General features: G+C 68.7%; 22 protein-coding genes. 4 read left to right on the top strand and 18 right to left on the bottom strand.

The features are described from left to right. The first annotated feature begins 39 nt into the window (after nucleotides 1–39). Complete coding sequence (locus OHA10_RS22645; RefSeq protein ID WP_371400759.1) at nucleotides 40–1191, top strand: AAA family ATPase; 1152 nt, start codon at nucleotides 40–42, stop codon at nucleotides 1189–1191. Nucleotides 1192–1193: 2 nt separating this feature from the next. Here OHA10_RS22645 and OHA10_RS22640 read toward each other — a convergent pair whose 3' ends face one another. From OHA10_RS22640 to OHA10_RS22580, 13 genes are all read right to left on the bottom strand, one after another. Continuing rightward, nucleotides 1194–2030, bottom strand: coding sequence for a hypothetical protein (locus OHA10_RS22640; protein WP_371400758.1), 837 nt, complete (start codon nucleotides 2028–2030; stop codon nucleotides 1194–1196). Continuing rightward, nucleotides 2031–2753, bottom strand: a complete 723-nt coding sequence (locus tag OHA10_RS22635) for a phosphatidylcholine/phosphatidylserine synthase (protein ID WP_371400757.1) — start codon at nucleotides 2751–2753, stop codon at nucleotides 2031–2033. It abuts the gene before it with no gap. A gap of 150 nt (nucleotides 2754–2903) precedes the next feature. After that, nucleotides 2904–3344 (bottom strand): nitroreductase family deazaflavin-dependent oxidoreductase, encoded by a 441-nt coding sequence (locus OHA10_RS22630; protein WP_371400756.1) that lies wholly within the window; start codon nucleotides 3342–3344, stop codon nucleotides 2904–2906. Nucleotides 3345–3382: 38 nt separating this feature from the next. Next, nucleotides 3383–3826: an SRPBCC domain-containing protein gene (locus OHA10_RS22625; RefSeq protein WP_371400755.1), complete on the bottom strand. Its 444-nt coding sequence runs from the start codon at nucleotides 3824–3826 to the stop codon at nucleotides 3383–3385. Between the two features lie 13 nt (nucleotides 3827–3839). Continuing rightward, nucleotides 3840–4301: a hypothetical protein gene (locus OHA10_RS22620; RefSeq protein WP_371400754.1), complete on the bottom strand. Its 462-nt coding sequence runs from the start codon at nucleotides 4299–4301 to the stop codon at nucleotides 3840–3842. Between the two features lie 11 nt (nucleotides 4302–4312). Beyond that, nucleotides 4313–4945, bottom strand: coding sequence for a class F sortase (locus tag OHA10_RS22615; protein WP_371400753.1), 633 nt, complete (start codon nucleotides 4943–4945; stop codon nucleotides 4313–4315). 74 nt (nucleotides 4946–5019) lie between these two features. Beyond that, nucleotides 5020–6027, bottom strand: coding sequence for a hypothetical protein (locus OHA10_RS22610; protein WP_371400752.1), 1008 nt, complete (start codon nucleotides 6025–6027; stop codon nucleotides 5020–5022). Between the two features lie 115 nt (nucleotides 6028–6142). Continuing rightward, a complete protein-coding gene (locus OHA10_RS22605; RefSeq protein ID WP_371400751.1) occupies nucleotides 6143–7240 on the bottom strand; it encodes a hypothetical protein in 1098 nt (365 codons plus the stop codon). A gap of 115 nt (nucleotides 7241–7355) precedes the next feature. Continuing rightward, complete coding sequence (locus OHA10_RS22600) at nucleotides 7356–8450, bottom strand: PP2C family protein-serine/threonine phosphatase (RefSeq protein ID WP_371400750.1); 1095 nt, start codon at nucleotides 8448–8450, stop codon at nucleotides 7356–7358. 63 nt (nucleotides 8451–8513) lie between these two features. Next, on the bottom strand, nucleotides 8514–9341 hold the full coding sequence (locus tag OHA10_RS22595) for an Fpg/Nei family DNA glycosylase (RefSeq protein ID WP_371400749.1): 828 nt from the start codon (nucleotides 9339–9341) through the stop codon (nucleotides 8514–8516). Between the two features lie 168 nt (nucleotides 9342–9509). Continuing rightward, nucleotides 9510–9977, bottom strand: a complete 468-nt coding sequence (locus tag OHA10_RS22590) for a ribose-5-phosphate isomerase (RefSeq protein WP_371400748.1) — start codon at nucleotides 9975–9977, stop codon at nucleotides 9510–9512. 16 nt (nucleotides 9978–9993) lie between these two features. Next, nucleotides 9994–10773, bottom strand: a complete 780-nt coding sequence (locus tag OHA10_RS22585; protein WP_371400747.1) for a hypothetical protein — start codon at nucleotides 10771–10773, stop codon at nucleotides 9994–9996. A gap of 66 nt (nucleotides 10774–10839) precedes the next feature. After that, nucleotides 10840–11436, bottom strand: coding sequence for a DsbA family protein (locus tag OHA10_RS22580; RefSeq protein WP_371400746.1), 597 nt, complete (start codon nucleotides 11434–11436; stop codon nucleotides 10840–10842). A 111-nt stretch (nucleotides 11437–11547) separates the two neighbouring features. On the opposite strand from OHA10_RS22580, the gene pepN reads away from it, so the two are divergent. Both pepN and OHA10_RS22570 read left to right on the top strand, forming a co-directional pair. After that, nucleotides 11548–14121, top strand: coding sequence for an aminopeptidase N (gene pepN / locus OHA10_RS22575; protein WP_371400745.1), 2574 nt, complete (start codon nucleotides 11548–11550; stop codon nucleotides 14119–14121). An 80-nt stretch (nucleotides 14122–14201) separates the two neighbouring features. Further along, nucleotides 14202–14732, top strand: coding sequence for a hypothetical protein (locus tag OHA10_RS22570; RefSeq protein WP_371400744.1), 531 nt, complete (start codon nucleotides 14202–14204; stop codon nucleotides 14730–14732). Here the strand turns inward: OHA10_RS22570 and OHA10_RS22565 are convergent. Next, complete coding sequence (locus OHA10_RS22565) at nucleotides 14729–15721, bottom strand: aldo/keto reductase (RefSeq protein WP_371400743.1); 993 nt, start codon at nucleotides 15719–15721, stop codon at nucleotides 14729–14731. The two genes, OHA10_RS22570 and OHA10_RS22565, sit on opposite strands and share 4 nt — an antisense overlap. A 256-nt stretch (nucleotides 15722–15977) precedes the next feature. On the opposite strand from OHA10_RS22565, the gene OHA10_RS22560 reads away from it, so the two are divergent. Further along, the gene (locus tag OHA10_RS22560) at nucleotides 15978–16682 is read left to right on the top strand and encodes a hypothetical protein (protein WP_371400742.1); all 705 of its coding nucleotides are present in this window, start codon (nucleotides 15978–15980) and stop codon (nucleotides 16680–16682) included. Here the strand turns inward: OHA10_RS22560 and OHA10_RS22555 are convergent. The 4 genes from OHA10_RS22555 to OHA10_RS22540 form a co-directional block, all read right to left on the bottom strand. Continuing rightward, nucleotides 16655–17248, bottom strand: a complete 594-nt coding sequence (locus tag OHA10_RS22555; RefSeq protein WP_371400741.1) for a GNAT family N-acetyltransferase — start codon at nucleotides 17246–17248, stop codon at nucleotides 16655–16657. The genes OHA10_RS22560 and OHA10_RS22555 overlap by 28 nt on opposite strands. A 3-nt stretch (nucleotides 17249–17251) precedes the next feature. Further along, nucleotides 17252–17653, bottom strand: a complete 402-nt coding sequence (locus tag OHA10_RS22550; RefSeq protein ID WP_371400740.1) for a DUF5130 family protein — start codon at nucleotides 17651–17653, stop codon at nucleotides 17252–17254. Then, nucleotides 17640–17930, bottom strand: coding sequence for a hypothetical protein (locus OHA10_RS22545; RefSeq protein WP_371400739.1), 291 nt, complete (start codon nucleotides 17928–17930; stop codon nucleotides 17640–17642). The genes OHA10_RS22550 and OHA10_RS22545 overlap by 14 nt, the downstream gene beginning before the upstream one ends. Nucleotides 17931–18083: 153 nt before the next feature. Next, nucleotides 18084–18587, bottom strand: a complete 504-nt coding sequence (locus OHA10_RS22540; protein ID WP_371400738.1) for a hypothetical protein — start codon at nucleotides 18585–18587, stop codon at nucleotides 18084–18086. Nucleotides 18588–18635 lie beyond the last annotated feature (48 nt).

Raw genomic sequence — 18635 nt, 5'->3', positions numbered from 1 at the left:
CTGCCTGGTGCTGTCGGTGACCCCCAGTACGTTGGGCGCATGCTGACGACGCTGGCGGTGGAGAACTACCGGTCCCTGCGGCGGATCGTCATGCCGCTGGGCGGGCTGAACGTGGTGACCGGAGCGAACGGGACGGGCAAGTCCAGCCTGTACCGGGCGCTCCGGTTGCTTGCCGATGCCTCGCGCAACGGAGCCATCGCGGCCCTGGCGCGCGAGGGCGGATTGCAGTCGACGCTGTGGGCCGGGCCGGAACAGGTCCGCAAGGACCGACCGGTCCAGGGCACCGTCAGGACCGGGCCGGTGACGTTGCGGATGGGGTTCGCGGGTGACGACTACGGCTATCTGATGGACCTCGGCCTGCCCGTGCCGATTCACTCCGAGTTCAATCTGGATCCCGAGATCAAGCGGGAAGCGTTGTGGGCGGGGCCGTTCCTCAGACCGGCCGCGCTGCTCGTCGACCGCAGCAACAGCGAGGCTCGGATCCGTTCGTCCGGCGGCGAGTGGGAGCGCGCGGGTCATCAGCTGCAGACGTTCGACAGCATGCTGAGCGAATTCGCGGATCCTGAACGCGCGCCGGAGCTCATGCTGGTGCGAGATCGGCTACGCGGGTGGCGCTTCTACGACCACTTCCGGACCGACGCGGACGCCCCTGCCCGGCGGGTGCAGATCGGGACGCGAACGCCTGTGCTGTCGCCCGACGGCGGGGACGTCGCGGCCGCGCTGCAGACGATCCGCGAGCTCGGCCCGCACGGCGCGCTCGACGAGGCGATCGAGCTGGGCTTCCCCGGCAGCCGCGTCGAGGTCGTGAACACCGACGGCCGCTTCGAGGTCGCGTTCCGCCAGCACGGTCTGCTGCGACCGCTCTCCGGCGCAGAACTGTCCGACGGCACGCTGAGATACCTCCTGTGGGTCGCCGCCCTGCTGACGCCGAGACCACCAGAACTCCTGGTCCTCAACGAACCCGAGACCAGCCTGCACCCCGACCTCCTGCCGGCCCTGGCGAACCTCGTGGTCACCGCGGCCAAGGACGCGCAGGTCATCGTCGTCACCCACTCGCGCCCCTTCATCTCCTCGCTGCAGGCGCTGTCCTCCGACCTGCACACCATCGAGCTGGTCAAGGACCGCGGCGCCACCACCATCGACGGCCAAGGTCCGCTCGACGAACCACCGTGGAAGTGGCCGTCGCGCTGACCTCAGTGCTTGACCGACTCGAAGCGGACCAGGATCACGGAGCCCGCCGCGGACAGGGCGAAGCCGATGATCGCCGCGGGCCACCAACCGGCGCGGACCGCGTCGTCGAGGACGAAGACGCCGACGGCGGCCGGAGTGATGGTCTGCAGGGCGATCATCGGCGTGGTTGCCAACGTCACCGAACCGCGCTGGAGAGCCAACGAGTACAGGATGAAAGCGAGCGCTCCACTGATCGGGAGCGTGTAGAGCGTGGGGCTGTGGAACAGCTGCGAGATCGAGCCGTCCTGGAGCAGACGAGCGGAGATGGCGACACCGGCGTACCCGAGACCGGCCAGCATTCCGAGTAGTGCGGTGGACACACCGTGCTGTGATCGGCTGGCGGCGCCGCCGAGTACCGCGATCGTGATGAGGCCGACGACGATGCCGATCGTGAGGCCGTGATGCTGCACGTTCGCGCCGGCATCTCCGGCCGAGACCGCGAGTACGCCGAGGCCGACGCAAACCGCGGCCACCGCCGACCACTCGAGGGCGCTGAGCTGGTCCGACATCAGCCGGGTGGCGAGCAACGCGGTGACGACCAGGCTGACCGCGATACCGGCCTGCGCCAGGTACAGCGGCAGCAGCCGCAACGCGACGAAGTGCAGCCCGAAGCCGGCCAGGTTCAGCGCGAGTGCGCCGAGGAACGCGGGCTGCTTGAGCAGCGCGACCACGAAGCCACCGAACCGTCGCGGATTCAGCTCCGACTCCGTCGGCACCTTCCGTGAACCGACCGCCTGCATGATCGCACCGACACCGAACAGCACCGCGGCCCCCAGAGCCGCGCCGAGACCGAGAACCATCTACGCGACAGCCCTACGACGCCAGGTGAGATACAGACTGAGCACGCCGTAGTAGACCAGGTACGACAGCGAGACCGCGACCACGATCGCGTTCGGGTTCGGCATCTGCGCGAGGAGTACGGCGTACGACGCCAGCCAGATCGCGGTCGTCAGCAGGTTCACCGTGCGGAACGCCTTCGTCCGCGACGGGTAAACGTACTTCACCGGGATGAAGACCAGGATCGAGCAGACGACCAGGATGATGCCGGTGGTGAGCGGGCTCAGGCTGAGCACCACGACGTAGAACGCGACCACGTTCCAGTAGCTGGGGAAGCCGAGGAAGAAGTGGTCCTCGGTCTTCGCGTCGACCCGGCAGAACTGGTAGCTGGAGGCAAGCAACGGCAGCGCGCCGAGGATCGCACCCCAGGTGCCGGCCGGCAGGTAGCCGCCGGTCCAGAGCAGGACGATCGGGGCGAACGCGTAGGTGAGGTAGTCGACGATGTTGTCGAGCATCGCGCCGTCGAACCACGGGATGGTTTCCTTCACCCGCAGCCGGCGCGCGAGCATTCCGTCGGTACCGTCGATCACCAGGGTCGCCAGTCCGAGCCAGAGGGCGCGGACCGCGTCGCCGTCGATGGCGGCGATCACGATCAGCAACGCGAGCACCGTTCCGCTCGCGGTATAGGCATGCAGTGCAAGTCCGGCCAGACGCAACCGCGTCGACCCGACGAACGGTTCCTGCACCGCGTCGTGTGTGGTCAGGACGACTCCCAGAACTCAATCGACGCAGCGCGCCGGGCCGGGTCGAGGTGAACCCGGCCGTCGCCAGCGTCTCACAAGCCTGGTCCCGCTCCGATCACCGACCGTCATCCGGAGCGAGATCTTTGCAAGGACTTAGTCGACCGGGTCCAGCAGGAACAGCGGGATCTTGCGGGTGGTCTTGGTCTGGTACTCGGCATACGGCGGGTACGCCTCGACCGCGCGCGGCCACCACTCGTCGTACTCCGCGCCGTCGATCTCGCGGGCGACGTACTCCTTGGTGACGTCACCGTCCTGGAGCGTGAGCTTCGGGTCGGCCTTCAAGTTGTAGTACCAGACGGGGTTTTTCGGGGCGCCGCCGAGCGAAGCGACCGCGGCGTACACGCCGTTGTGCTCGACCCGCATCAGCGGGACCTTCCGGATCTTGCCGGACTTGGCGCCGCGCATGGTCAGCAGCACCACTCGCATACCCTTGATGTCGACGGCGGCCGTCGTGCCAGCGGCGACGACCTTCTCGACCTGGTCGCGGACCCAACCGGTGGGGCTCGGTGCGTAATCGTCGTTGTCGGCTATCATAGCAGCCATCCTAATGGTGACGCATCACCAATGCACACTCAGAGCGTGGCGGCCGACTCGGCGAGCAGGCTCAGCGAGTTGTCCCACGCCTGCGCAGACTGCTCGGCGTTCGCCTCGGCCGGCGAATCCAGTCGGTCGAAGCCGGACTCGACGACAAGCAGGCGCGTGCCTTCACCCTCAGGAGTCAGGGTGAATTCGACCAGGTTCGCGTTACCCGGCGCGGGCTCGACGCCCGGCGCGACGGCGTACCGGTAGGCGAAGCGGCGGCCCGGTTCGACCTTCTCGACGAAGCCGAGGAATTCGCCGTGTTCGTCCCAGCGCAGCACCAGCCGTCCACCCGGCCGCAGGTCGATCTCCGCACCGCCGAACGCGTACCACCGAGCGAGGCCGTCGGGTTGCGTCACCGCGGCCCAGACCACCTCCGGGCGGGCCTCGACGTACACCTCACGCTCCACGCTGTCCGCACTGTCCATGCTGGTCATGGCGCCCATCCTGTCAAACAGCGCAGGACTGCAGCTGGGTCGCGGTCGCGATGGTGGCCTCGATCCAGCGGCGGCGCAGGAAATGCGCTTTGGCCAGCCGGTGTACGCCATCCAGCACGACGAGCCGGCCGCGGTACGCGACCAGGTTGATCGGGAAGTCGAGGTCCGCGTCCATCACCCGCTGGTAGTGGGCACGGAAGTTCATCGGCGTCTCCGCGACCTGGTTCGGCGTGACCCGGAACCGTTCGCCGTCCAACTGCCACAGCGGCAGGTCGAACATCCAGACCAGGTCGGCGATCTCGACCGGCTCGACCTTCAGGTCGAGCTCCCACAGCTTCGCCAACTGCCAGCGGTACGGCGGGAACACCTCCCGCAACGCCTCCGGCATCATCGCGACCAGCTCTTCGAACGAGACATCGGGCGCGGCCCGATCCACCCCCGCACCGAAGGTGTCGCCCAGCCCATCGATCGTCACGACGGAGCAGGCTACGCCATCGGCAGTGCAATCACGACAACGTTGCTGAGGTACACCTGACCGTTCCAGTCCTCACACGTGACGAGCACCAGTCGCCCACGAACACCCTGGTCGAACACCTGCGCCGCCCTCTTGGCCAGTGTCGCCTTGCGGTACGTCGCCACCGCCGTGACCCGGTACTGCAACGGACCACGAGCCGTCGCCACCCGGACGGTCGATCCCGGGACCAGCTTGCCGAGGTTGTCGAAGGCCCCGCCGCCGTTGTGCACCGTGTGGCCGGTGATCACGGCCGAGCCCTTTCTGGCGCCAGGCTGTGCGCCGCCCGACCACCAGCCGACCGTCGACGGATCGGATGGCGGCGTCAAGGCCGCATGGACAGCCTTGATCGCCACGACCGGAGCGCTCACGTTCAACTGCGGGATGGTGATCGCCGTCGGTCGCCCAGCGCGTGCCGCCGACGGACGACCTGCTGGTGAACCGGTCTGGGCGGGCGGCGGGACCGCAAGCCGGCCCGGACCGATCGCGGTGGCGGACGCCGACGACGATGCCGTCGGCTGCACCGGGGCGGCCGGCGAGGGCGACGCTCCGGCGTGGTCGTCCCCGAACTGCAGATAGGCGCCGGCCGCGAGAACGCCGACTCCCACGAGCGCGACTGCCCCACTCCACCGAAGTGGAGCGGGGCGGCCGCGTCGACGGGCAGAGCTCACATCAGCCCCACTCAGACACTGTGCCTTCCGCGCCGCCGCAGGGCGACCACTCCGGCGCCGATGAGCAGCAGGCCGCCGGCCGCGAGCAGCAGACCGCCCGCCAGACCGAACGGGCTGTTGCTACCGGCAACAGAATTCGACGTACTACCGGCACCGCCGCCGAAGCCGGCGTCGACCTCGGTCGGGACGCCCGGTGACGGCGACTGCGACGCACCCGGTACGTCAGGCACCGGCGTGGTCGCCGTCGTGGTGGCAGTCGGCGGAGTGTTCGCCGGCGGCGTATCGGTCGGGGTGGTCGGCGACGACGGGGTTGTGGCCGGGCTGCTCGGCGGCGTCGTCGTGGGAGCGGTCGGCGGCGGAGTCGTCGGCGGCTCGGTGGTCGTGGGCGGGCTCGTCGGCGGCGTCGTGGTGGTCGGCGGAGTCGTCGGCGGCTTGGTCGGCGTCTTCGTCGGGCACGGCGTCTTCGTCGGCGGGGTGGTGGTGGGCGGGGCGTCGCAGCCCTGGACCCAGAACACCTTGGACTTCTTGTCCGCGCCGATCGAGCCGGGCGCGTTCACCGTCAGCTTCACGTGGTAGCCCTGCTGGGCCTGCGGCTGACCGGTGAACTTCAGCGTGTACGTCTCCTTGGCGTCCAGGTCGGTGCCGCCGCCGGCCGCGTCTCCGCCGATGAACGGATGAAGGTTGCCGGAGGCCACCTGGAGTCCGCCGTCCTTGGTCGGCGCCTGGTCCTCGAACGTCACCGTGGCGTAGTAGTCCGGGTTCTCGTCGTAGTTGTAGAACTCGACGACGAACGTGCAGCCCTGGTGCGGGTTGTTGTCCGGCGGACCGCTCTGGATGTCGGCGTCCTCGATCTTGACCGTGCCGTTGTTCCCGGGCGGATTGTGGCCGCCGGCCACGGAATTCTGGTCGGCGTTGGCGGAGGGCGCGACCAGCAGGGCCGCCGCGCCGAGTAGCAGGGACAGGGCTCCGGCTGCGGCAACGATGCCGGAGAGCCGGGAGCGAACACCCGTGGGGGTCATTTCATCCTCGAACGGTGCAGGGGTGGGTCCCGAGAAGTATTTCGGTTCCGTCACAGCAGTCAAGGCGGCTCGGTAACGATTGGCGGCACAGATCGCCGATGTTATCCACAGGCGGTCAGCGGATGTGTCGTCCGCGGCGGCGCAGCGATGCCGTCGTACCACCGGCAAGCAGCATGCCGCCGAGTGTCATCAGGATGCCGCCCGCCTCACCTCGACCGCCGTCGCCAACCGGCGCCGCCGGCGGTCCGGACAGCCCGGCATCCACCGCAGTCGGCACACCAGAACCCGGCGAGCTACCAGTCCCCCGGTGCGTAGGAGCAACCGACGACGGCGTTGTCGACGGCGTCACGGGCGACGTGATGGGCGGCGTCGTCACCGGAGTTGTCGGTGGCGTCGTAGGCGTGGTCGGCGGCGTGGTGGGCGGCGTGGTGGGCGGCGTGGTCGGAGGAGTCGTCGGAGGCGTGGTCGGCGGCGTCGTCGGCGGCGTCGTCGGAGGCGTGGTCGGCGGCGTGGTCGGAGGAGTCGTCGGAGGCGTCGTGGGCGGCGTGGTCGGAGGCGTCGTGGGCGGCGTCGTCGGAGGAGTCGTAGGTGGCGTGGTCGGAGGCGTGGTGGGTGGCGTCGTGGGCGGCGTGGTCGGAGGCGTGGTGGGTGGAGTTGTTGGGGGTGTGGTGGGTGGGGCGTCGCAGCCTTCGACCCAGAAGACCTTGTGTTTGGCGTCGGCGCCGATCGAGCCGGGGGCGTGGACGGTGATCTTGACGTGGTAGCCCTGCTGCGGTTGCGGCTGGCCGGTGAACTTCAGCGTGTACGTCACCCGGGCGTCCAGGTCGTTGCCCCCACCGGCCGGGTCGCCGCCGATGAACGGGGTGAGATCGCCGGAGACGACCTGCAGCCCGCCGTCGGCCGTCGGCGGCTGGTCCTCGAAGATGACCTGCGCGTTGTACGGCCCCTCGTCGAAGTTGTAGAACTCGACGGTGAACGTGCACCCCTGGTGCGGGTTGTTGTCCGGGGGCCCTCCGCCGATGTCGACACCGTCGATCTTGATCGTCCCGTTGTTCCCCGGCGGCGCGGCGATCGCCGCCCCCGCAGGAACCCCCGCGGACCCGGCATCACCCATCGGCCGGACGAACATCGCCGCGGCACCGATCAGAACCGTGAGCGCACCGACCGCCACCACCGCTCCGGCAGCCTGCGCACGAACCCCCTTGATGAGCATCCCCGTCCCCTGTCTGGCATGTGATCAAAGCCCGGGCGGACGTCTCATCTGCAGTATGACCCTCTAGTTGCCCAAGTCAACAAACGAAATGCTGACAACGAGAGACTTGGTTGCCTCAGGCATGCGCCGTGCGGTGGATGATCACGATCGCCGAGTCGTCCCCGGGGCCGCCGGCGGTGGCGACCAGGTCGGCGGCGCCGCCGACGAATCCCTGTGCCACAAGGCGTTCCGCGTGTCCGGTCAGGCGGTCGGTGCCGCGGCCGATGTCGCGGCGCGGCGTCTCGACCATGCCGTCGCTGTAGAGGAACAACGCGTCCCCGGGCCGCAGCAGCCCGTGGTTCGCCTTGAACTCCGGAGCCTCCATCAGCCCGAGCAGCGGGCCGTCCGCGTCCCGCGTCTGCCAGCGCCCCGACCACGCGTCGAACTGGATCGCCGGCGGATGCCCGGCCGTGCGTACGTCGAAGTCCCCGGTTCGCAGGTCGAGCACGACATGGACCACGGTCGCGAAGTCGTCGTCCCAGTCCTGCCGGCGGATGTACTGGTTCGCCGACGGCAGGAACTCCTGCTCGGGCACGACGCCGAGCAGCCCGCCGAACGCACCGGACAGCAGCAGCGCCCGCGTGCCGGCGTCGATTCCCTTGCCGGAGACATCGACCAGCGCCACCTCGAGGAAGTCGCCGTGCATCGTCGACACCACGAAGTCGCCCGAGAACGTCGACCCGCCGGCGGACTGGATCGCCACCTCGACCCGCCAGCCCGGCGGCAACGTCGGCATCTCCCCCTGCGCGGTGAGCGTGTCCCGCAACTCCATCAGCATCGACTCGCTCCGGGTGCCGGCCACGCCGAGCCGGCTGCGCACCTTGGCGCTGGTGATCATGATCCAGCCGACGATCACCAGAACCAGCACGAAGCCGATCCGGGGCATCGTCATGCCGCGGGACAGCACGACGTACGAACCGAAGGCCGCCGTGATCCCGGTCAGCGCGACCAGCTCACCGAACCGCAGCAGAACGCCGCCGACGACCAGCGGGACGATCAGGAACGAGGCCGGTACGAACGTCATCCAGACGAAGCTCGCGATCGCGATCACCAGCTGCGTCAGCGCCAGGGCAACGAACGCCAGCCGATGGGAACGGCGGGCACGACGGCCCAGCGCTTCGACCCGGCGGCCGATGCGTCGTACCAGCGCTGGACCGCCGCTCTTCCTCATGGTGTGAAGAAGATAACGGCACCGCTCGGTCCGCGCATCAATTCGCAACACAACTGATGAGTTTCAGCTCTTGCGGGTGAGTCCGGTGCGTTGGCACTTGGGACACCAGAAAAGGTTGCGGCCGGCCAGGATCTTGGTCCGGATCACCGACTGGCAGACGAAACAGTGCTGCCCCTGCCGCCGGTAGACGTAGACCTCACCGCCATGATCGTCCTTGCGTGGGTCACGGCCCATCGCCTCCGGTGTGTGGTCGTCGGCAACGGTGTCGATCCGGCCGGTCTCGACGCCGTACTTCATCAGCGCGAGCAGGTCGTCCCACATGCCCTGCCACTCCCGCTTCTTGACCACGTTGCCAGGCGTCATCGGGTTCAGCTTGGCGCGGAACAGCACCTCGGCGCGGTACACGTTGCCGACCCCGCTGAGCACGTCCTGGTTCATCAGCAGCTGCCCGATCGGCAGCTTGCTGCGGTGGATCCGCTTCCAGGCCGGCTCCGGGTCCGCGTCGTCGCGCAGCGGGTCCGGCCCGAGCCGGCTGAGCAGCTTGTCACGTTCCTCGCCGGTGATGACCTCGCAGACGGTCGCACCGCGCAGATCGGCGTACGACGTCGCGTTCTGCAGCCTCAGCCGTACCTGACCGACCGGCTCCGGCACCGGAGCCGGATTGATGTCCATCTTGCCGATCAGGCCGAGGTGGATGTGCAGCCAGCCGGCGCCCTCGAAGTCGGCGAGGAAGTGCTTGCCGTGAGCCTCGGTCTGCCTCAGGACGTGTCCGTTGAGCAGTGCGGCGCCGTCGACGAACCGGCCCTGCGGGCTGGACGCCTGGACGAGGCGGCCGCCGAACGCGTCCCAGACGTCGTTGGCCAGGCGGTGCAGGGTGTGACCTTCAGGCATGATTCCTCATATGGGGACGACAGGTGGTTCCGGTGCAGCGAAGGGCGGGCGCGCTGCGCCTCCGACTCCGGCCGTGGTCGGTACGGGCCGCTCGATGCGGGCCCGGGACGTGTCCCGGCCCCGTCGACAAGAAGAACGCCGCCCGGCCGGAGAAAAGTCCGGTGACGATCACGGCAAAGGCGGGAGCTCGCCGGTCGACTCGTAGTTCGTCAGCATGTCGATCCGGCGGGTGTGCCGGTCCTCGCCGGAGTAGTCGGTGGCCAGGAAGAGGTCGACGAACCCGGTCGCTTCCTCCGCGGTGTGCATCCGGGCGCCGACGCTGACCACGTTGGCATTGTTGTGCTCGCGGCCCAGGCGTGCGGTGTCGTTGCTCCAGGCCAGCACGGCCCGGACGCCCTTCACCTTGTTCGCGGCGATCTGCTCGCCGTTGCCCGAGCCGCCGATCACGATGCCCAGGCTGCCCGGGTCGTCGACGACGGCCTGCCCGGTCCGCAGGCAGAACGGCGGGTAGTCGTCCACGGCGTCGTACACGGCCGGGCCGTGGTCGACGACGTCGTGCCCGGCAGCAGTCAGGTGCTCTACCAGGTGGTTCTTCAGCTCGAATCCGGCATGGTCGCAGCCGATGTGCACTCGCATGGCCTGCAATCTACTGTCAGCCGGCCTGTGCGCGTACGCCGCCCGGCACCGTCAGCCCCGCGGTCAGCTGGGTCACCGTGGCATAGGCCTGCTCGTACGGCGTTCCGCTCGGATGCAGCGTGAAGACCGCGACGATGATCCGGTCGTCCGTCCCGACCGTCCCGGTGGTGTGGAGCGCATCGCTGACCAGGTCCAGCTCGGATTCGGGCTTCTTCCGGTCCGACCGGTAGCCGCTCGATCCCTGGAACCCGGACCAGCCCTGCTTGATGCTGAAGTCCGGGTCGAACGCCGACGCGATGCCGAAGTACTGGTCGAAGCCGTCGGTGCCGTGACGGGTCGGCCTGTGCAGGTGGTCCATCACGTACGCCCGGACCGGCTCCGGAGCACGGTCCAGGATGTATCGATAGATCCGGACCGTGTCGGCGGCGGTGATCGCGACGTACCCCCAGAAGCCCGGGTGGGTGGCGGGCGGTCCGGCCGTGTGGGTCAGGCCGAGCCGCCCCACCATCCGCTCCACGATCGCCGCACCGCCGAGCTCGTCCCAGTAGTGGCTGGCCGCGTCGTCGTCGCTGCTGCGCAACATGACCTCCAGCCGGTCGCGGTCCGCAGGCGGAACGTCGTACTGCGGGCCACGCTCCCAGAGGTAGTCCAGCACGATCAGCAGCTTCACCACGGACGCGGACCGGAACTGACGGTCGGCGTTGAGCTGCTCGACGAACTGTCCGGTGTGACGGTCGAACACAGCGATCCCGACAGTCACGTCTAGGGGTACGGCGATCATATGGAACCTACTCACCACTTGGCGGATTGCTTGGTGAGCAACTTTCACCGCCCGGGGCCTCCGATTTCAACCCCTGAACCGTCAGTCGAAGATCGGGCCCCGGTCGCGGGTGCGCTTGATCTCGAAGAAGCCCTCGGTGCCGGCGACCAGCCGGACGCCGTCCCAGAGCTTGCCGGCCGCCTCGCCCTTGGGAGCCGGCGTCACGACCGGTCCGAAGAACGCGGTGCCCTCGACCGCGATGACCGGCGTACCGACCTCCATGCCGACCTGGTCCATACCGGCGTGGTGCGACTTCTTCAGCGCGTCGTCGTACTTGTCGGTGTCCGCGGCCTCGATCAGCGACGACGGCAGGCCGACCTCCTCGAGCGCCTCGACCAGTACGGCGTCGTCCTTGCCGCCACGGCCCTCGTTGTGGATCCGGCGGCCCAGCGCGGTGTAGAGCGGCAGCAGGACCTCGTTGCCGTGCGCCTGCTCGGCGGCGATCAGCACCCGGACCCGGCCGATCAGACGCTGCCAGTTCTCGTCGTGCTCCATCCGCTCTTCGTTCAGGACGGCGAGGCTCATCACGTGCCAGGTCGTCTTCACATCCCGGACCTGCTCGACCTCGAGCATCCAGCGAGATGTCATCCAGGCCCAGGGGCAGGCCGGGTCGAACCAGAAATCTGCAGAGGCAGTCATATTCACCATCATACAAAGTTGAAGAACCCCAGATATCGTCTCGGTATCCAATACCCAATGTCGCGGGGAAACCCTCGGCGAACCCGAGAACCAGGTGCATAGGATGCGGACATGCCTGGAACCAACCTGACGCGCGACGAGGCGCGTTCCCGTGCGGGCGTGGTCAGTGACGTGACCTACGCGATCGAGCTCGACCTGACCGGCGCCCCGAGCGGCGCCCCCACGTTCCCGTCCGTGACCACCGTCACGTTCACCGCCACTGCCGGCGCGAGCACGTTCGCCGACCTGATCGCGGACAAGGTCCGCTCGGTGACCCTGAACGGCGTCGCCCTCGATCCGGACGTGGTGTACGACGGTGCACGCATCCAGCTCGACGGGCTGGCGGAGCGCAACGAGCTGACCGTGGTCGCGGACTGCCTCTACTCCCGCACCGGTGAAGGGCTGCACCGCTCGGTCGACCCGGCCGACAAGGAGACCTACCTCTACACGCAGTTCGAGGTGCCGGACGCCCGCCGGGTGTTCACCACCTTCGAGCAGCCCGACCTCAAGGCCCCCTTCACCTTCACCGTCTCCGCACCGGCCCGCTGGGCGGTCATCTCGAACGCACCGACGCCGGAGCCCACGACGTACACCGGTGAGCACGGCGAGGAGCTGGCCCGCTGGGAGTTCCCGCCGACCGAGCGGATCTCGACGTACATCACCGCGGTCGTCGCCGGTCCGTACCACGTGGTGACCGATGTGTACGAGGGTCCGAACGGGGCGTACCCGCTGTCGCTGCTGTGCCGTCCGTCGCTGAAGGAGGCGCTGGACGTCGAGGACCTGTTCGAGGTCACCAAGCAGGGCTTCGCGCTGTTCGAGGAGGCGTTCGGGACGCCGTACCCGTTCCACAAGTACGACCAGGCCTTCGTGCCGGAGTACAACATGGGCGCGATGGAGAACGCCGGCTGCGTGACGCTGCGGGACGAGTACCTGTTCCGCAGCCGGACGACGCATGCGGAGCTGGAGTCCCGCGCCAACACCGTGCTGCACGAGCTGGCGCACATGTGGTTCGGCGACCTGGTCACGATGACCTGGTGGGACGACCTGTGGCTGAACGAGTCGTTCGCCGAGTGGGCCAGCCACTGGGCCCAGGTGGTCGCGACGACGAAGTACTCCGACGCGTGGACGACGTTCTGCAACGCCCGGAAGAACTGGGCGTACCGCCAGGACCAGCTGCCGTCGACGCACCCGATCGCGGCCGACATGATCGACTTCCACGCGGTCGAGGTGAACTTCGACGGCATCACCTACGCCAAGGGCGCGTCGACGCTGCGCCAGCTGGTCGCCTTCGTCGGTGAGGAGACGTTCGTCACCGCGCTGAAGGAGTACTTCCACGACCACGCGTTCGGCAACACCGAGCTGACCGACCTGCTCAAGCCGCTGGAGAAGGCGTCCGGGCGCGACCTGGACGACTGGACCGAGCGCTGGCTGCGGACCGCCGGTGTGAACACGCTGCGCGCCGACTTCGCCGTCGACGACGCCGGGGCCTTCACCTCGTTCGCGATCGAGCAGACCGCGACCGAGAAGTTCCCGGTACTGCGTCCGCACCGGCTCGCGGTCGGCCTGTACCGGCGTACCGACGAGGGCCTGGTGCGGACCGAGCGGTTCGAGGTGGACATCGACGGAGCCCGCACCGAGCTGCCCGAGCTCACCGGCGCGACGCAGCCGGATCTGGTGCTGCTGAACGACGACGACCTGACCTACGCGAAGATCCGGCTGGACGAGCGCTCCCGGGCCACGCTGGTCGAGTCGATCGACCAGCTGACCGAATCGTTGCCCAGGGCACTCGCCTGGGGTTCGGCCTGGGACATGACCCGGGACGCCGAGATGCCGGCCAGCCAGTACGTCGGCATCGTCCTGCGCGGCATCCGCGCCGAGACCGATCTGACCGGTGTGCGCTCGCTGCTCGCGCAGGCGAACAGCGCCGTCAACCAGTACGCCGCCCCGCAGAACCGGCCCGCGCTGCGGGCGCAGCTCGAGGAGGCGCTGGCCGGTCTGGTGGCCGACGCCGAGCCGGGCAGCGACCACCAGCTGGCCTTCGTCCGGGCGTACAGCTCGGCAGTGTTCTCGGCCGCCGGCGCGGACCGCATCGCCGGCTGGCTGGAAGGCCGTGACCTGCCGGAGGGCCTGGCCGTCGACACCGACCTGCGCTGGACGCTGATCGTGGCGCTCGCCCGGCTCGGGAAGATCGGTGCGGACGAGATCGAGGACGAGCTCACCCGCGACACCACGATCACCGGACAGGAGCGGGCCGCGCAGGCCCGTGCCGCCCGGCCGACCGCGGAGGCGAAGGAAGAGGCCTGGCGGATCGCGGTGGAGTCCGAGGACACCCCGAACGAGACGCAGTTCCGGACCATCCTCGGCTTCCAGCAGCCCGGCCAGGAGGACCTGCTGCGGCCGTACGTCGACAAGTACCTGAACGCGGCCAAGGACGTGTACACGCGGCTCGGCTCGTCGATGGGCGAGAACGTGCTGGTGTACCTGTCGCCGCGGCACCTGGCGGACCAGGGCGCGCTGGACGCGCTGACCGGCTGGCTGGCGGCAGAGTCGTCGGCGGTAGACGCTCCGACGCTCCGCTACGTCACCGAGGCGCAGGCCGACCTGACCCGCGCGATCGCCGCGCAGGCGACGGACGCCGTCGCCTGATCGACCCCTCCGACAGGGCCGGTCTCATCTAGAGACCGGCCCTGTCGCATTGAACCTGGCAGTGCGGTAAGACTGGTTCGGTGCCCGCCTCCGACCCCGCCTTGGCCGGTGCGGCAGCTGTTGCGCTGACCGGACTCGCAGAGGCGTACCGACCCCGCCCAGTCACTCCCCTGATGCCCTGGCGGTTCGCGAACCGCCTGGTGAAGCCGTACGTCGTCACCGCCCGCGGACGGCAGTGGGACGACCACATGGTCGACGTGGCCCGCGGTACGGCGACCCGCCAGCTCGAGTTCGACGACGCGATGGGATCGGTCGGCCTCGGCGTCGTCGTACTGCATCTGGGCGACGACGGCATCTATCTCGTGGTGCAGAGCTGGGCGAAGGACTTCCAGTCCCGCCTGAGCATCTTCAGCGGCATGGAGGTGGACGACCTCCGCCCGGCCCCCATCGGCGCGGCACCGTGCGTCTGGGAGCTCGAGGTCCTCAGCCACGAACGCACGGCGTACGTCCACCACATCCTGTCCGCCGACGTCGACATCGACGCCTGGCTCGACGACGCCCTCGACACCCGCCCGAAGTCGAAGTACGACGGCATCCCGTCCGGCACCTAGTTCCCGCCGGCTGCGTCCAGTCGGTCGCCTTGCTCGGGCGTGAGCTCGAGGTCGGCCGCCGCGAGGGTCTCGTCGAGCTGAGCGACCGATGACGCGCCCACGAGCGGGATGATCGGAATCTCAGCTCCCATCAGCCATGACAGCACGACCTGGTTCGCCGTGGCGCCGGTTTCGCGCACCACGTCGTCCAGCGCGATCTTCCGCGCTCTCGTGCCGGCGTGGTCGTACAGCTCGTCGAGCGGCTTGTCGGCTCGGACATAGCCACCGCTGAGCAGCGGTGAGTACGCCACCAGCGTCAGGCCGGGCTCCGCGCGCAGGTAGCTGAGCAACTGCCCGTCAGTGACGCCGATGGCGCCGTCCCGGGACCGGAGACGACCTTGGTCGGTCCGTGCCCGGAAGTACGTGTGGTGATGCTGCAGAACGTCGCATGTCGGCAGACCGCCCGTAGCCGCGAGCGTCCGGAACCGCTCGATCTGCCAGCTCCAGTAGTTACTCAGGCCGACCAGTCCGACGGTCCCCTCGGCCGCATGCTCTCCGAACGCCTCCACCTGCACCTCCAGCGGTGTGGCAGGGTCCGGCACGTGGGCGTAGTACACGTCGACGTGGTCGCGGCCGAGGTTCTCCAGGCTTCGAGCCAGCGACTCCTTGATCACCTGCGGCGACAGGCCTTCCAGGTCCTCGCTCAGCGCGTTCGCCGGCCGCGGCGGCCGGCCGCCCACCTTGGTCGCGATCGTGAGCTCGTCCCCGACGCCGCGGCTCCGCAGCCAACGGCCGAGCAACTGCTCGCTCTCGCCGCCCTGGGTGCCGTTGACCCAGAACGCGTAGTTGTTGGCCGTGTCGACGAACGTCCCGCCCGCCTCGACGTACCGATCCAGAATCGCGTACGACGTCGCCTCGTCGGTCGCCGTACCCATGAGCATCGCCCCGAGGGCGATCCGGCTCACCCGGCGCTGTCGCGCGGGGTCAGTTCCGATGGTCAGATAACGCATGGCAAGGAGCGAATCAGCTGGAGTGCGGTCTAGGTCAACACATTGCGCTTCCGGATCGCTCGACCTCGTTCCGTGAGGGTCAAACGATTGTTCGTCGGCGTACCGTGAGGAGTCGTGTGCGGTGCGCGATTCCCTTACAGGGAAAGAGATTCTCGCCACCTGAGAGAGGCTCACTTATTCGGTCGTTCGGTTTAAGCTGCACCGGACCGTCCATATCCACGGACGGTCCGGGTTTTCTTGGGGAGGGGCCCTTGCCGTGACTCGCGTCGATCACCGGAAGCCGCCCGCTCGGGTTGCGCGGAAACAACAGAAGACCGCTGCCAGCCGCAGTACGCCCGCGGCGGGCCCGCGGAAGGTGCAGCGTTCGCACAGCGCCATCGGCGCGGGAGTTGTGGCCGCGGCGGCGATGGTCGCGGTGTTCGGGTTCATCCTGACCCGGGGAACCTCCGACGACCCACCGGCCGACGGACTGCGGATGGGATCGGGTACGGACACCGGCGCCGCCGCACCGGCGGAACCGACCGCCGGCGCGAGCGGGAGCGCCACGAAGGCCGACCGGCAGCCGTCGGCCACCTCGGTCGCCCCGAAGGCCAAGGCGCAGAAGACGACGCCGCAGGTGAACACCGGCCCGGTCTCGCCGAAGTTCAAGCGCGGCCAATGGATCGTCGTGATCGACAAGTACCCGACCGACGTCGGCATGCCCGCGGACCAGAGTGCGAAGAACACCGCCGCCAAGCTCACCCGGGCCGGGATTCCGGCGAAGGCGATGCTGGTCAACGGACAGTACCCGGGTCTGACGAACAGCAGCTCGATGACGCCGGTCATCAACACCTGGGTCGTCTACCTGGGCCCCGGCACCTCGTCGGCGCAGGTCCTCAACCTCTGTCTCGATCCGCGCACCCAGGCGGCCTACTCGAACCCGGCCTGCCCGACCTACGAGCCGGCGGCATCCGCGGGCTGACGGACCACGTCGGTGGAGAGCCTGGCGTGCAGATGCGAGTCGTGCCGCTTGCCGGTCGGCTCGACGTAGTAGTCGCGCATCACGCCTTCCAGCTGGAAGCCGGCCCGGATCGCGACGTGGCACGAGCCCTCGTTGATCAGCGAGTGGTCGAGTGAGATGCGATGCAGGCCGAGACCGTCGGCCGCGAAGCCCCAGGTCGCCGCAGCGTCGAGTGCGCGCGCACCGAGCCGGCGGCCGCGGGCGAGCGGGCTGACCCAGTACGCCGCGACGGCCTGGTCCGGGATGCGGTGGACGTCCCGCAGCGACACGTTGCCGAGGACCTGATCCGTAGCGGCGTCCGCGATCGCGAAGACGGCGCTGCCGCGGCTCCAGCCGTCGATGCGGGGCTCCAGCCACCGGCGGGCACGCTGGTCGGCAGGCGCGCGGATGACCGCCGTACCAGCGGTCCAGCGGAGGATGCCGGGGTCACGCAAGGCCTCGGCCACTGCAGCCTCGTCCGACGCGACGAAAGGACGCAGTACGACATCGCCCAGCTCGATGCGGCGGGGCTGCAGGGCCGGGGCCACGTGCTACAGCTTGTGCTGCTCGTCGCTGGCGTGCAGCAGCGGCGGCTGGTGAGCGTGCGTCCCGAGCTGCTGTACGCCGGTGACGAGACCGCCGGTGAGGTCACCGGTGGCGAACGACGTCTGCATGCTCAGCGCGGCCAGACCGGCGGCGGTGTCCGACAGCTGCCGCTTGGCCAGCGGGCCGGTGACGATCTCGAGACGGCGACCGGCCGGGTCGACGTACACCAGGACGGAGCTGTCCGGGTCGTCGAGCTCGTTGAACAGCTCGAGCGCGAACGGACGGGTCTCGGAGTCCGCGCCGCCGACGTACACGGAGAAGTGCAGGCCGGAGGTCTCCTCGGCGTACCGGACCGCTCGCTCGATGTCGTAGAGCTGGTCAGGGGTGAATGCGTCACCAGCTGGCACTTGCGCCTCCGGTCGTGCGGGCGACGCCGGTCGCGGCAGTCGCGGTGGTACCCGGCGTGCCACTCAGCTGAGGCAGCTCGGGCAGGTTGGCCGGGTCCGGCTTGGTCGCCGTCGGTCCGTTGATCCAGACCGGCGGAGCCCACCAGGACAGCCCTGGACGGTACCGCGGTCCGTCGGCGATCGACGACGCGAACACCAGCAGCGCCAGCACTGCGACAACCAGCAGAGGGATCCCCACGAACACCAACAGGGAGTGCCCCGACAATTGAGGTATCACGCCCCGAAGCCTAGTACTCCCTGCTCCACGCACTGTCGCCTGCCTCACCCCTCCCCACCCAATTTGGCTGGTTGACCCACCAGGTTGGGGGTTTGCCACCCGTCTTCAGGGTCACAAACCCCCAACCGCGCTGGTCAACCAGTCAAACGGGGCTCAGCAGCCGCCGCAGTTGTAGTACGTGATGTCCCAGTGGCTGCCCTCGTCGGCGTAGATGTTGCCTGCGCCTGAGCGCCACTGCGGGTAGCCATCACCCCGGTCGGCGATCCGGGTGAAGGTGTTGTGGATGTAGTTGCCGACACAGGTGTACTTCGAGATGTCGACCTTGTAGCCGTTCCAGTGGCTGTAGGTGCCGCTGGCGTGACCTGTCTCGGTGCCGCCGGTGATGTTGACCGCACACCCGCTCGCCTGCTTCAGCGTGCGAACGCCGTACACGGTGCTGTCGTTGATCTGGTCGAACGACGTGCAGGTGGAGTTGTTGCGGTTCGAGCAGTTGCCACTGGACGACCAGGTGATGCCGGCGGCCGAGAAGATCGCGGTCGCCTGGGCGTGGGTCATCTTGGTCAGCGCCGACGCCTGCTCGACCGCGACCACACCGGGCAGCAGGCCGACGAGGACGGCGACGATCGGGACGACGACGCGACGGAGCACTGACTTCATGGGGACACTCCTTGAAATATGGGGCGGTTATTTCAAGGAGTGCACTGC

Source organism: Kribbella sp. NBC_00662 (assembly GCF_041430295.1).
Classification (GTDB): Bacteria; Actinomycetota; Actinomycetes; order Propionibacteriales; family Kribbellaceae; genus Kribbella.
Note: the sequence above shows the minus strand (reverse complement) of the source record. Positions and strands in the feature narration are given on the sequence as shown.

What these genes read in the sequence shown, in the direction of transcription:
- OHA10_RS22600 (WP_371400750.1), bottom strand. Translation starts at nt 8,450, where the DNA reads ATGAGGAAGAGCGGCGGTCCAGCGCTGGTACGACGCATCGGCCGCCGG.
- OHA10_RS22590 (WP_371400748.1), bottom strand. Translation starts at nt 9,977, where the DNA reads ATGCGAGTGCACATCGGCTGCGACCATGCCGGATTCGAGCTGAAGAAC.
- OHA10_RS22580 (WP_371400746.1), bottom strand. Translation starts at nt 11,436, where the DNA reads ATGACTGCCTCTGCAGATTTCTGGTTCGACCCGGCCTGCCCCTGGGCC.
- OHA10_RS22630 (WP_371400756.1), bottom strand. Translation starts at nt 3,344, where the DNA reads ATGATAGCCGACAACGACGATTACGCACCGAGCCCCACCGGTTGGGTC.
- OHA10_RS22605 (WP_371400751.1), bottom strand. Translation starts at nt 7,240, where the DNA reads ATGCTCATCAAGGGGGTTCGTGCGCAGGCTGCCGGAGCGGTGGTGGCG.
- OHA10_RS22540 (WP_371400738.1), bottom strand. Translation starts at nt 18,587, where the DNA reads ATGAAGTCAGTGCTCCGTCGCGTCGTCGTCCCGATCGTCGCCGTCCTC.
- OHA10_RS22595 (WP_371400749.1), bottom strand. Translation starts at nt 9,341, where the DNA reads ATGCCTGAAGGTCACACCCTGCACCGCCTGGCCAACGACGTCTGGGAC.
- OHA10_RS22565 (WP_371400743.1), bottom strand. Translation starts at nt 15,721, where the DNA reads ATGCGTTATCTGACCATCGGAACTGACCCCGCGCGACAGCGCCGGGTG.
- OHA10_RS22640 (WP_371400758.1), bottom strand. Translation starts at nt 2,030, where the DNA reads ATGGTTCTCGGTCTCGGCGCGGCTCTGGGGGCCGCGGTGCTGTTCGGT.
- OHA10_RS22625 (WP_371400755.1), bottom strand. Translation starts at nt 3,826, where the DNA reads ATGACCAGCATGGACAGTGCGGACAGCGTGGAGCGTGAGGTGTACGTC.
- OHA10_RS22645 (WP_371400759.1), top strand. Translation starts at nt 40, where the DNA reads ATGCTGACGACGCTGGCGGTGGAGAACTACCGGTCCCTGCGGCGGATC.
- OHA10_RS22610 (WP_371400752.1), bottom strand. Translation starts at nt 6,027, where the DNA reads ATGACCCCCACGGGTGTTCGCTCCCGGCTCTCCGGCATCGTTGCCGCA.
- pepN (WP_371400745.1), top strand. Translation starts at nt 11,548, where the DNA reads ATGCCTGGAACCAACCTGACGCGCGACGAGGCGCGTTCCCGTGCGGGC.